This is a genomic window from Bacillus sp. 103mf (genome assembly GCF_900116295.1).
Classification (GTDB): Bacteria; Bacillota; Bacilli; order Bacillales; family Bacillaceae_G; genus Bacillus_A; species Bacillus_A bruguierae.
Genome location: NZ_FPAF01000003.1, coordinates 266059 through 279552 on the forward strand (window position 1 = coordinate 266059; position 13494 = coordinate 279552).

At 34.7% G+C, this 13494-nt stretch carries 12 protein-coding genes; 6 read left to right on the plus strand and 6 right to left on the minus strand.

What is annotated here, in order from left to right; translation table 11 throughout:
• Positions 1-855: 855 nt before the first annotated feature.
• From BM350_RS10890 to BM350_RS10900, 3 genes are all read right to left on the minus strand, one after another.
• The gene (locus BM350_RS10890; RefSeq protein WP_244547976.1) at positions 856-1377 is read right to left on the minus strand and encodes a DUF4367 domain-containing protein; all 522 of its coding nucleotides are present in this window, start codon (positions 1375-1377) and stop codon (positions 856-858) included.
• Positions 1378-1611: 234 nt separating this feature from the next.
• Complete coding sequence (locus BM350_RS10895) at positions 1612-2085, minus strand: hypothetical protein (RefSeq protein WP_090912108.1); 474 nt, start codon at positions 2083-2085, stop codon at positions 1612-1614.
• A 338-nt stretch (positions 2086-2423) separates the two neighbouring features.
• Positions 2424-4247: an APC family permease gene (locus tag BM350_RS10900; RefSeq protein ID WP_090912106.1), complete on the minus strand. Its 1824-nt coding sequence runs from the start codon at positions 4245-4247 to the stop codon at positions 2424-2426.
• Positions 4248-4642: 395 nt separating this feature from the next.
• Here BM350_RS10900 and BM350_RS10905 point away from each other — a divergent pair, with 395 nt between their 5' ends.
• Both BM350_RS10905 and hflX read left to right on the plus strand, forming a co-directional pair.
• Entirely contained in the window at positions 4643-5443 is an 801-nt protein-coding gene (locus BM350_RS10905; RefSeq protein WP_090912104.1) for a polyphosphate kinase 2 family protein, read from the plus strand.
• A gap of 671 nt (positions 5444-6114) precedes the next feature.
• Positions 6115-7377, plus strand: coding sequence for a GTPase HflX (gene hflX, locus BM350_RS10910; protein WP_090912102.1), 1263 nt, complete (start codon positions 6115-6117; stop codon positions 7375-7377).
• A gap of 55 nt (positions 7378-7432) precedes the next feature.
• Here hflX and BM350_RS10915 read toward each other — a convergent pair whose 3' ends face one another.
• Positions 7433-7993 (minus strand): GNAT family N-acetyltransferase, encoded by a 561-nt coding sequence (locus tag BM350_RS10915; protein ID WP_090912100.1) that lies wholly within the window; start codon positions 7991-7993, stop codon positions 7433-7435.
• Between the two features lie 259 nt (positions 7994-8252).
• Between BM350_RS10915 and BM350_RS10920 the strand changes: the two genes are divergently transcribed.
• Entirely contained in the window at positions 8253-9470 is a 1218-nt protein-coding gene (locus BM350_RS10920; RefSeq protein ID WP_090912098.1) for an MFS transporter, read from the plus strand.
• Between the two features lie 51 nt (positions 9471-9521).
• Here the strand turns inward: BM350_RS10920 and BM350_RS10925 are convergent, their stop codons facing one another.
• The gene (locus tag BM350_RS10925; RefSeq protein ID WP_090912096.1) at positions 9522-11156 is read right to left on the minus strand and encodes a putative polysaccharide biosynthesis protein; all 1635 of its coding nucleotides are present in this window, start codon (positions 11154-11156) and stop codon (positions 9522-9524) included.
• Between the two features lie 183 nt (positions 11157-11339).
• Between BM350_RS10925 and BM350_RS26885 the strand changes: the two genes are divergently transcribed.
• From BM350_RS26885 to BM350_RS10935, 3 genes are all read left to right on the plus strand, one after another.
• Positions 11340-11516, plus strand: coding sequence for a hypothetical protein (locus BM350_RS26885; RefSeq protein WP_170857684.1), 177 nt, complete (start codon positions 11340-11342; stop codon positions 11514-11516).
• A gap of 106 nt (positions 11517-11622) precedes the next feature.
• A complete protein-coding gene (locus BM350_RS10930; RefSeq protein ID WP_090912094.1) occupies positions 11623-11886 on the plus strand; it encodes a CD3324 family protein in 264 nt (87 codons plus the stop codon).
• Between the two features lie 296 nt (positions 11887-12182).
• Positions 12183-12821 carry a FusB/FusC family EF-G-binding protein gene (locus BM350_RS10935; protein ID WP_090912092.1) on the plus strand — a complete coding sequence of 213 codons (639 nt, stop codon included), beginning with the start codon at positions 12183-12185 and terminating at the stop codon, positions 12819-12821.
• Positions 12822-12888: 67 nt separating this feature from the next.
• Here BM350_RS10935 and msrA read toward each other — a convergent pair whose 3' ends face one another.
• Positions 12889-13425 (minus strand): peptide-methionine (S)-S-oxide reductase MsrA, encoded by a 537-nt coding sequence (gene msrA, locus BM350_RS10940; protein WP_090912090.1) that lies wholly within the window; start codon positions 13423-13425, stop codon positions 12889-12891.
• Between the last annotated feature and the right edge of the window lie 69 nt (positions 13426-13494).

Sequence of the window (13494 nt, forward strand, 5' to 3'; positions counted from 1 at the left end):
TGAGCTTTGTTAAAGTCTCATGCTTGAAAAGTATTAAGAAATATGACACACAAAAAGCTCAGTCAATCATACTTTTCAGCTGAGCTTTCATATGTTTGAAACAAGAGTGTCATCAAATGCGCATTCTGTTCTTCGAGCACTTTTATTTTTTGAAGCAATTTTCTTATGATATTGTTCTTTAATCAGGCTGTATTCATTGAGGGGGAATCAATAAAAAGATCTTCTAGCGGGAACGGTTTTATTTTATGTACAAATAGCAGCTCATTTCATCACAATTTGTAATTCATGTTCTCACTAGGTTTCACGCAACAAGAGTATAAAGGAATATCCCTAGCATACCTTATAACCGAAGGGGTGGACAAAGAGAGGGCTTATCCCTTGTGATTTCTAGCTTCTTGTCTTTGGGTAGGAAAATCAAATACGTATGTAAAAATTAATTTCGGTTTTTAGAGAGGGACAATTCAAGACAAGTTTAAGATCTTCGGTTTTTAGTGTATAGATATTAAGATGCACTTTCAAAGTTTGATAGGGATTTTTGTAATTTGTACAGTTCGTATGTTGGAGAAGTAAGAACGAAGTTAGATGGTTTTAGGAATAATGAAAACAGTCAATCCAGTTGTTTGAATTTTAGCTAAGAAAGTTTTTCATATAACGTTTGTTATATGAGAGTTTTCCAATTTACTGACACATAAATGTTTTAGACTATAGGATAAGGTATTAGACTGTTAAAAAATAGGTGTAGATTGAAAAGGTGTTTTTTGTACGTGAAAACCCCTTTTTGTTCAATAACTAATTTTTCATGAAGCAATATGTAATTAGGGCGTTGAAAACTATGTCATAAATAAGTTTTCCATTCTATTCATTTTTATGCGCTTCCATTGAACGTGCTATTTCTAACATTTTCTCTTTCGATATCCTTGAACTATCCATTTGAATATATGTTCCTTTTTGTGTCCAGCTAAGTAAACCTCCAGTAACGAGTTCTCCTTTCTTATCTAATTCACCGCTGTTTCCCCATTCTTCAAAATATCCTTTATAACCATTGATATCTACTTGCTTCGCATGTGGATGTGTATCTTCTGTGCTCGAAGTTTTTTTTCGTTGCTCAATGCCGAGTAATAACTTCTCGTCTTTGCTATCCATATAATGCAGTCTAAAATAGGCAATGTTTTCTTTTTCTCTCCAAGGATACGTTTTAATTTCTAATGTCCAATTATTTGGTACTTGTTTTGGAACATATACCTTAAATCCTACTTTCTTTTTAATTTCAGATACAGTAATACTGTTGTGATTATATTTAATTTCTTTGGTTTGGACTAAAATTGGATTGATTGATATGAGAATGGAAGTAACTAGCAAATACATCGGAAATTTCATGTTATCACCTCTACAGATTTTGTATTTGGATAGATAGTTTTTCCTGTCAAAATTGTTTTTAATAAGTTCCTTCAAGTTGTCTTTTCAACATGAAATCAATATATTTTATTTACTGTTTTGAATATCATACGTCCTGTGACAATGAGTTTTATTGTGATTTTTTCATGTGTTTGGAGAATACCAATAATATTATGTAACAAGGTCTAAATAAAAAGCCCTGCCTAACTGCAGAGCTTAATTTTCAGTAAATACAAATGTTTGTTTGTGCTGTCTTCCTGCGTACTCTGGATATTTTTTGTGATTAAATTGTTTTTCTTCCCATTTTATAACCACTTCAATTTTTGTTGCCCTAACATCTATCGGAACATTTTCATGAGTGAAACGTGCTGTATACTTAAAAAGTCCGTTTTTTGTATCACTAAAAAGGAAGTAAGATGTTTTTGCATCTAGTTCGTTTCGGTATATTTCAATAGTTGTATTTTGGACATCTTTTCCAATGTTTTTTACAAATACACTATATGTGTCAAACACTCCTTTCTTAGGTTGCTGTGAACCAGGGGCAGTGTTTTTTGCTTTGTCTATTTTGACATACCATTGTTCTGAGTTCTTTACGGTCGGTAATTTTTCGAATGTAAGAGCTTGTGTTTGTAAAGGGATTCCTAATGAGAAAAACATGATACAGACTAGGATGGTTATCTTTCTTTTCATAATTTAATCTCCAATCAAATTTATTGTCATTAGCTGCTATTTTAGAACTAGCACAATTTTAATGTATCTAGAGGTATTTTTTGCGTCTTGTTAGTGAAGCATACATTCATTTGCAAAAACTAAGCATCTCAAATGTGATGTGAAAACTAAGAAATAAGAAAAACTCACAACACTTACTCATTGATTTTACTTAGAACATTACTCCTGCTCCATATAAGGGGTGAACACGGTCGGAGAAATTGGAGAATCAAGTAAACAAAAACGCGACCCCTAACTTATTTATAGTTAGGGGTCGCGTCTTTATAGAACAATAGAAACTTTTAATAGTTTCTATTGTTCTATTTTTTAAATCGATACGGAACAGTTGAAACAATAACATTCTTTTTATATAAAAGGTATATCCTTAATAAAACACTTGATTGGTTGTGTAAAAAGTTATGCCAACTTTTCTTTGTTATAAACTGCGGAATAAGAACAGTAACGGAATGATGATTTTCTTGTGCTTTCTCTTGAATCATTGCTACTAATTTTGTAATAGGTCTCATTAAGCTTCTGTAAGAAGAAACGACTGTAATAAGACGAACATCAGGTTTCCATTCTTTCCATTTTTGCTGCATCTTTAATTCACTTTCTTTATCAAAGGCTACATATACAGCGATGACAGTATCACCGATAGCCTCAGCATAATTAATGGATTGTTCGACTACCTTTGTAATTCCAGCAACGGGTACGATGACAATGTTTTCTTCGATTTTGTGCGGAATTTCATTTGGATCGATACGTAGTTGTTCTCCAACTGCATCGTAATGTTTATAGATACAATGAAAGATGTACACAATAATTGGTAGGAATATAACAACAGACCATACTTGTGTAAACTTTGTGATAAAGAAAATAAGTAATACAGATAATGAAATAAGTGCGCCCACTAAATTTGTTAGTAATTTAGGTAACCATCCTGCTGGTTTTTCGCGCAACCATTTTATAATCATTCCCGTTTGTGACAAGGTGAAAGGAAGAAATACACCAACTGCGTACAGCGGGATTAATTGTTCTGTTTTTCCTTGAAACGCAATAATTAAAATAATGGAAGCAATTCCTAGGGTCATAATTCCATTTGAATATCCTAATCGATCACCGCGCATTAAAAACATGCGAGGCATATATTTATCTGATGCTAGGTTGTAAGCTAGTAATGGGAATGCGGAAAATCCCGTATTAGCAGCTAATACTAAAATAAGTGCAGTTGTTCCTTGAATAAAGTAATATACATAATTTCTTCCGAATATATCCGAAGCAATTTGAGAGACAACAGTCTCATCGTGTTTCGGAGCAATACCGTACCAATATGCTAAAAAGGTGATACCAGTAAATAAGACTGCAAGAATTGCTCCCATCATTACTAAAGTAGTGGCTGCATTTTTAGCAGCTGGCGCCTTAAAGTTAGGAATTGCATTTGAAATCGCTTCTACCCCTGTTAATGCAGAACACCCAGATGAGAATGCTTTTAATAAAAAGAATAATGTAATTCCTGGTGCTACCGTACCAATAGGTGTATGCAAAGTTGCTGGCGCTTGTCCAGTTGCGATTTTAAAGACTCCAACAGTAATTAATACGATAAGTGCTAATACGAAGAGATAGACAGGATAAGCTAGAATAGAAGCAGATTCTGTTACTCCTCTAAGATTCAGAATGGTAATAAAAATAACAAGTATTACAGCGATTAGAACGGTGTACTGATGTAAAACTGGAAATGCGGATGTAAGTGCATCTGTCCCTGCTGATACACTTACAGCTACGGTAAGAATATAATCTACCAGCAAGGATCCACCGGCAACAAGCCCAGCATTTATACCTAAATTCGTTTTGGAAACAACGTAAGCTCCTCCGCCATGTGGATAAGCATAAATAATCTGTTTGTACGATAAAATAAGTGCCGTTAACAAAACGAGAACTCCGATTGCGATTGGAATGGAATACCAAAAAGCGACCGATCCAATTGTTGCAAGAACTATTAAAATTTGTTCTGTTCCATAAGCAACAGAAGAAAGAGCATCAGATGAAAGAATGGCTAATGCCTTTAATTTATTTAATTTTTGTTCACCTAATGCATTTGATTTAAGAGGTCTACCAATTAAAAACCTTTTGAATACTGAAAACATGGATGCACCACCAATATGTAATTTTTCCAATGAAAAGAATATCACAATTGGTAGTGGGTGAATAGATATTTTTATTATGAATTCATTCTTTTTTTTTAGTAAATTGACAAAACAGTGACAGAATACCCTTTTTTTCTACGTAAAAAGAATGGAATTTTACTTTATCAAGTATGGAATTCAATCGTTTATCTCGTTCATTTGTACATTAACACCTACATGATGAATCACTAGTTTGTTCGAAAAATAAAGATGAGGTTGGTAAATACAGTTCTTTTTAGATGATATAAATAATTAAGGTTATAGTTAATACGTTTTGATATTTGATATGTGTATTCGTAAAATACTGAAAATTATGTTAAAATAATTGTTAATTGTTTGAAAAGGAGGATTTTATTATGAAAAATGGTCGTCTTGCAAAAATAGATTTAACGAAAAGAATGGAATCAAAAAAAATATACAATAAGAAGCTCGAAAAATATCAAATGCGTTTACTGGCGTTGCAGCAAATTTTACGAAAAGAAAAAATAGCCGTTATTATGGCTATGGAAGGTTGGGATGCTGCTGGAAAGGGCGGAGCAATTAAACGAATTACCGAGCATCTTGATCCACGCGGCCTGCAAGTAAATCCAATTGGTGCACCTGCTCCTCATGAAAAACGCTATCATTATATGCAGCGATTTTGGCGAAAAATCCCGCAATATGGTCAAATCACTATTTTCGATCGCTCATGGTACGGTCGTGTATTGGTTGAACGCGTAGAGGGTTTTGCTACAAAGGAAGAATGGACGAGAGCATACGGTGAAATCAATGATTTTGAAAAACTATTAACAGATGATCGTTACATAGTAGCAAAGTTCTTCTATCATATTAGTAAAGATGAACAGTTAGCACGGTTTAAAGATCGAGAGCAAAATCCTCTTAAGAAATGGAAAATTACAGATGAAGATTGGCGTAATCGTGAAAAGTGGGATGAATATGTCGAGGCCATGGAAGATATGTTTGAAAAAACAGACAAACCAAATGCGAAGTGGCATATTATACCTGGCAACGATAAGTTGTATGCGCGTGTGAAGACATTGAAAGTGATCATTTCATTAATTGAAGATTATTTCTTAGAACATGATATAGAACTGCCATCATACTATCATGAAATGAAAGAAGAAAAGCAAAAGGAAAACGACCAAGTGAATATATAAGTAAGCCAACTACCCGCTGCTTAAACGCTAACATATTTTAAAGTACAAGATTAAAAAAATGTTGTTGTCTAACCTTAGCCTTTTGCGTTTTTAATAAGACATACATTTATTTGCAAACTATACACCCGACATTTGTCTTCATTTGTAATTGTTATAGATTTGTTCATATAAGATTGTTGCGCAAAAAATGATGAATAAAATAGAAAAATGGCGATTTTCTTTATGTTAATAAATGGAGTTTATTCTTGTATCAGCTACATAATTATGCTAAAATTTATGTAACTTTTAATGAACGGAGGGGTCTCCTTTGATCTTAATCAGATTACGTCTCAATACTTTGTGCCAATAATTGAATAGCGCTCAAAGGCTCTGTCTGTGTACAGAGTAAACGGGATTGGTCTGTCTTTTTAAAGGAACCCTATTGAACTTATATGTGAAAAGAGGGAAGGACGAATACGCCTTCTTTTTGTTTTACCTTTAAAACAGAATGATGCAATGCATGTATACAAACATTTTTTATGTTGTATGATGCTGGATTTGACGACCATTGAACACGCAAGAAGCGATGCTTCTTTATGTTTATTTGTTATGCTTTCATCCGTTTATGAAAAACACAGGCAGCAGCTTGTGTTTTTTTAGTTTGCGCGTAATCGAAATGGAGGAATAAATATATGGAACAGCTAGTACAAAGAGCAATATTAGTTGGAGTGAATTTAAATAGTGAAAGTGATTTCGAATATTCAATGGAGGAGTTAGCGAATTTAACAGAAGCGTGCGATGTTGAAGTGATAGGGAAAGTAACACAAAATTTACATCGTGTAAATCCATCTCATTATATTGGAACGGGTAAGATTGAAGAAGTGTCAGCGTTCGTAAAAGAAGCAGATGCGAATTTAGTCATTTTCAATGATGAGTTATCGCCTTCACAAATTCGAAATTTAGAAGCAGATTTAGATTGTAAAGTGATTGATCGTACGATCTTAATTTTAGATATTTTTGCGCAGCGTGCTAAGACGAAAGAGGCGCAACTACAGGTTGAGGTAGCACATTTGCAATATATGATGCCTCGTTTAATTGGCCTTCGTGAATCGTTAGGAAGACAAAGCGGTGGTGTTGGTACGAAAAACAAAGGTGTAGGGGAGAAAAAATTAGAGCTTGATCGCCGTAAGATTGAAGAGCAAATTGCTGTGTTAAATAAAGAGTTAGAAGCGCTCGTTGCACAGCGTCAAACACAGCGTAAACAGCGCAAGAAAAATGAAGTACCTGTTGTTGCGTTAGTAGGGTATACAAATGCAGGGAAATCAACAACGATGAATGCGATGCTTGAAATGTTTAACGGATCTGCAGAGAAACAAGTATTTGAAAAAGATATGTTGTTTGCGACGCTTGAAACAGCTGTGCGAAATATTCAATTGCCAGATAACAAATCGTTTTTATTAACGGATACCGTTGGATTTGTTAGTAAATTGCCGCATCATCTTGTGAAAGCGTTCCGTTCAACGTTAGAAGAAGTAGCGGAGGCGGATCTATTGATTCATGTTGTGGATTATGCAAATCCGAACTATGAGCATCTAATTGAGATTACAAATCAAACGTTAAAACAAATCGGTGTAGAAAATATTGCAACTATTTATGCCTATAATAAAGCAGATGTTATTGATATTGAAATTCCAAAAGTACAAGATAATCGCGTGTATTTATCTGCGAAACAAAAAGTAGGTATCGATGAACTTGTGCAAATGATTCGCACGCAAATTTATAAGGATTATACAAAGTGTGAAATGTTAATTCCTTATGATCAAGGACAGTTAATTTCGTATTTTAACGAGCATGCTCATGTTTTATCAACAGACTATGAAAATGAAGGTACGAAGATTACCCTGGAATGCAAAATGAGTGATTTGGAAAAGTATAAAAGGTATGTAATAAGTTAAAGAGTTCACTTGAAAGAAGAAAAGAAGAGCTGCTGGATAGTAGCTCTTCTTTTCCTTATCTTTTCGTTGCATATATATATGTATCTCTTAATTCCGTCCCATCTACTGAAACGCTGTTATTCTCTAAAATACCTTCTAATTTAAAACCTAATCTTTCAGGTATGGCACGACTTTTGACATTTTTTGAGTCACAGCGAATTTCTACTCGATTTGCTTGTAATTCATGAAAAGCGAAATTTACAATTCCTGTAACAGCTTCTGTCATGTATCCTTTTCCGCTAAAACGGGAGTCAATCCAATACCCAATTTCAAATTTTGGAATATCCCAGTTAATGCGGTGTAACCCTGAAGAGGCAACAAATTCACCTGTGTCTTTAAGGAAAATGAGTAATCGTAAATCTTCACGCGCCAAAAATTTTACGTGAGAATCTCTAATATTTGCTTCTACTTCTTGTTCCGTTTGTTCTTTTTGTGCAAAAGGCATCCAAGGTTTTAATTCTTCAATAGATTCATTGATAGCGTTATATACTTCTTTTCCATCTCCAGGTCTTGGCATCCTTATGAAAAGTCTTTCCGTGTAGAACTCCGAAGGGAAATTTAATAGTAGTGGATTCATGAGAAACGCTCCTTATTTGTTATTTTATATTATGATACATGAATGGATGTATATGGTAAATATTTTTTCTGAATTTTAATAAAAGTAAAGTTTTATTAGGTTTTGAGGGGTATATTCATTTTGCATGGTAGTAAGCAAAGAAGTGGAAAAAGATGAAAAAGAGGTATAGAATATATTTTGTTTAAAAAGTCAGAAAAGTAAATGTGTGTGAAACATATGCAGAGGTTGTTTTGAGCACAAAAGGAGAGGAGCGTGTAGCATGCAGACAATAACAAAGCCGAATGCGATGAATGCACCAACGATTTACCGTATTTTATTTGCGATTAGTTTAGGGCACTTTCTGAATGATTCGATGCAGGCAGTTGTACCGGCACTGTTTCCCATTTTAGAAAAGTCGATGAATTTATCCTATATGCAGGTGGGATGGATTGCCTTTGCTCTCAATATGACATCATCCATTATGCAGCCGGTGTTTGGGATGTATTCAGATAAGAAACCTTCCCCGTATTTGCTGCCACTAGGAATGTTTTCAAGCATGCTTGGGATGATTGGACTTGCGTTTGCACCGAACTTTTTTATTATTATTTTATCCGTTTTATTTATTGGACTCGGATCTGCAGTCTTTCATCCAGAAGGCGCACGTGTTGCTTATATGGCAGCGGGAGCAAAACGTGGTTTAGCACAATCCATTTATCAAGTAGGAGGAAATACAGGGAATTCGCTTGCGCCCATTTTTACGGCACTTGTATTTGTTCCGCTTGGTCAAATTGGAACAGTATGGTTTACAGGCTTTGCGATGGTTGGAATTATCTTATTATACTTTGTTTCTACATGGTATAAAGGCGAGTTAGCAAGCGGGGCTGTAAGAAGTAAGAAACGTGCTGCACTAGAAGCTGAAAGTTTAGTAATAAGCAGCCGAATTAAGTTTGTCATTGTTTTACTTGTATTTTTAACATTTGTTCGCTCGTGGTACGGAGCAGGGATTGGAAACTTTTATCAGTTTTATTTAATTGAGCATTATGGATTATCTATTAAGAATGCACAGTTTTACGTATTTGCTTTCATGATTGCTGGCGTACTTGGAACGTTTTTTGGCGGGCCATTAGCAGATCGGTTTGGAAAGCGAAATATTATTGTTTTTTCCATGCTCGGTTCAGCACCTCTAGCGCTATTATTGCCACACGTTTCGCTCGTCTGGGTTGTTCCATTGTTTCTTTGTATTGGATTTATTAGTTCTAGTAGCTTCAGTGTGATTGTTGTGTATGCACAGGAGCTTGTTCCAGGAAAGGTTGGTATGGTATCTGGATTAATTGTCGGACTTGCATTTGGGCTTGGGGCGTTAGGAGCAGTTATACTTGGAAAATTGGCAGATATATATAGCCTTAACTTTATTATGATATTATGCAGCACTCTGCCGTTAATTGGCTTATCATCATGGTTATTGCCAAATGACCGTAAAACGATGAAAAGAGTGTAGTCAGCGTATAAAAAGGTGCAACTTGACATATAAGTTACACCTTTTCAATATCTATAGTTTTAATTTTTTCAACAATGGTAGTCGATTGATACGATCGCCAAGAATGTCAGAAGCAAGGCCGCTTGTAAATACAAAAGCGAAGTAAACAAGTCCGCCAAGGGCACCGCATACGACCACAATTAATAATGACTCCATATATGACTGGCCAGGAATTAACCATTTTAATAACGTTTTTACGCCAACTACTATAGCAGACATCGCAGCCGAGTAAATGGTAATAAGTAATATTGTTTTACCAGTTTTTACGATGTTAAACTTTGTATATTTCACAATGCAGTATAACATGATTACATCAGAAACGAGGTAACCAAGTATAGTTCCTAATACAGCGCCGTGTCCACCGAGTAGGTATAGAAGCGGCGTGTTGACAATAACTTTTACAATAATACCAACAGTAAAAGCAATCATTGTTTTACGCTGATAATCAATACCTTGTAAAATAGCAGCTGATACGGTGAAGATTGCACTCATTACAGCGGATGGTGCATATGAGATTAAATATTGTGAACCATCTAATGCTGTATTGTGATCAAAATATACCATGCGAAATGCATCGTATGCGATGCTCGCAAGTCCAAATGATGCTGGAATTGTGAAAAATAATAAGACTGTGAAAATCTTTTCAATTTGGTTTTGCAACTCTTCTAATTTACCACCCGTAAATGACTGTGTAATTGCCGGGATGATTGTAAGTGAAAATCCTGTTGCTAGTGATGCTGGTATCATAATTAATTTTTGAGCATAGTTCGTAATGTAAGCGAACACAGCGTTTGCTTTATCAAGCGGCGTACCGATTGCCCGCAGTGCATCGGCAACTGTATATTGATCCACTAATGTATAAAGTGGAATGGCAATACCTACAAAGACAATTGGAATCGCATACCGAAGCAGTTCCATATAAATCTTTGTTAAGGAAAATGAAGAAGAGCGGGTTTTTAGTTCTCCTTCTGGCGGACGAAGCCCATTGTATTTTCTCCAGTACATAATGAGCATGGAAACACTAGCAATTGCTCCAATAACAGCGCCAAATGTTGCAACTGCTACAGAAGATGCTACTGATCCGCCTAATAGTTTAGAAACGATAAAGCTTCCAACTAAAATAAAAATAACACGAGCAATTTGTTCCACAACTTGTGAAACAGCACTTGGTTTCATATATTGAAAACCTTGGAAATAACCGCGGGTAACACTCATTGCTGGCACAATAATAAGTGCAAAACTTAGCGCACGCATTGTTAATGTTACATTTTCGACAAATCCAGGTTCAGGTGTTTTAGATCGGATAATTAATTCCGATACGTATGGTGCACCGAAAAATAAAATTAAGAAACCAAGGAATCCCATAAACATCATTACTTTTAAGCTGGAATTGTATAATTTTTTACTTGTACTGTAATCTCCTAAAGCGTTATATTTGGCAACAAATTTGGAAACGGCGATAGGAATACCTGCCGTTGAAAAGCTTAGTAAAATTCCATACCAGGAGTACGCATAAGAATATAAAGCAACTCCTTCACTTCCAACTAAAGCTTGAAATGGGAAGAAATAAATAAAACCTAAAATACGTGAAATCATTGTCGCACCGCTTAGCAGGGCAGTGCCTTTTAATACTTTTGAAGTAGACAAAATACTTCCTCCTACTCTGGTTGCTTAAGAATCATCTTTTTCTACTATAAACTTGTCTTGGTATTTTATAAAGTAAAATACTAAATTTAGTATTAAATAATTTTTACAAAGCGTGTTTTTTTTGCGAAATTTTAGTAGGGAATTGTAATTTTGAGGGAAGTGTGATAATTTAGATTATTCTTGATGACACAATTGTTAAAAAGACATGAAGATGCAATTAGGAAAAATTTATCATATAATAAGATTGATTCAAAAGAGATATTGGGAGGTGTTGATATGGCGATTACAATGAAATTGCTAGATACTGCAGCGTCTCATGCAAAGCCAAGTATGGAAACGGCGATACTTTGCATGAGGTAGACAAATAATCTAACATACAATCGCCTAAATGGACTTGTATCATTTCTTTTATATTTGGCTTTGCACCTTATTTAGATGAAACATAAAAAATAAGGGGCGAGCGGAAATGAAATATGTAAAAGCAGCGACTGTTTTACCTGAAAAGTTGATTATAGAAATTCAAAAGTATGTGCAAGGCGAAACGATTTATATTCCAAAACAAGAAAATGCTTATCATAAGTGGGGCACGCGCTCTGGAGGGAGAAAGCAACTTGATGATCGAAATAAAGCAATTAAAGATGCTTTTAAAAACGGAACATCAATTTGTCAATTAGCTGAAGAATATTTTCTCTCCATTGAAACTATAAAAAAAATAGTATACTCCAAATAAAGATAAAAGCACTGAGTTTTTTTATATAAAATACTCAGTGCTTTTGTATGTAAAGTTTGTTTCTAAATTATCTTCTGCATTTTATAAAGCAAATGCATTGTATAAAATAAAAAATAGATAAAGTGAAACTTCCGTCAATGGGGGGGGCTTTATCCCCCACTGACGGAAAGCCCGCCCAATCGGGCTTTTACGGGCAGTTATCCCCCACCTATCTTCCTCGTTTCTCTCTGAATCTTGAGGTGGGGGTCTTACTGCCCGTTAATGCGGGATAAACAATTTTGTATGGAGTGATAGAAATGAATGCTTTTATTAGAAGTGATCAATACAACTTTATAAAATCACAAGCTTATATTCTAGTGAATGGACATGCAACTGCGAATGATAGGGGAGTTATTGCTGCGCTGAAATCCCTGGCGATAGAAAAAGTATTACATCTGTTTGAGGATCTTACAGATGAACAAAAAGAATTAATGGATATGATTTTGAAGATTGAAAATAGGGAGGATGCAGAATCATTTTTGTTCAAGTTAACCCCATATGTAATACCGTTCCAAGAGGTGTCCCAGCAAACATTAAAAAAATTATTTCCTAAGGCTAAAAAGCTTAAACTGCCCCAAATGGAAGAAATCAATATGAAAAAGACATCTTACTTAAGTTGGATTGATAAAGGGACGAACAGAAAATTTATTATAGTTCGGAATAATAATAAGCTCGTAGGCGTGCAAGGTACATTTCAAAGTATAAACAAAAAAGGGATTTGTGCATTGTGTCATAAACATGAAGAAGTGGGAATGTTTCTTGTTGAAATAAAAGGTGATGTACCAGGTACTTTTATTAAGAAGGGAAACTATATTTGTCAGGATAGTACAGTGTGTAATTGTAATATCACTTCACTTGATAAATTACATGATTTCATCGAGAGAGTGAGAAAATAAGTGATGGATACAGTTGTGAATAGGGAAAAAAGGACACTGCTATTTGTGTCCTTTTTTCCTTATTGTATTATTTCTTTTGCCAGTTTGCTTTAATAAAGTCTTCACGACCAGATTCTTTCCGCTCTTGTGCATATTTTTCTGGATTCTTTTTATAAAAATGTTGATGATATTCTTCAGCCACGTAAAATGGTGCAGCGGGGCGAATTTCTGTTACAATTGGGTCTTTAAACATACCGCTTTCTGCTAAAGTTTGTTTTGATTTTTCAGCAAGTTCTTTTTGCACTTCATTGTGATAAAAAATGGCTGTACGATAAGATGGACCACGGTCAAAAAATTGTCCTCCATCATCTGTTGGATCAATTTGTGGCCAATATAAATCTAATAATTTTTGATAAGGAAATATAGTAGGATCAAATGTAATTTGAACGACTTCTAAATGTCCTGATTTCCCTGATTTTACATCTTCATATGTTGGGTTTTCAATATGTCCTCCTGCATAACCTGAAAGGACTTTATGTATACCAGGCAGTTCATCGAATGGTTTTACCATACACCAAAAGCAGCCGCCCGCAAAAGTTGCAAGTTCATATTGTTTTTCTTCCATTATATTTAATCCTCCTAAATTGATATGTTTTATACAGTATCGTATATGTTTTGAATCATCGCAAGAGAA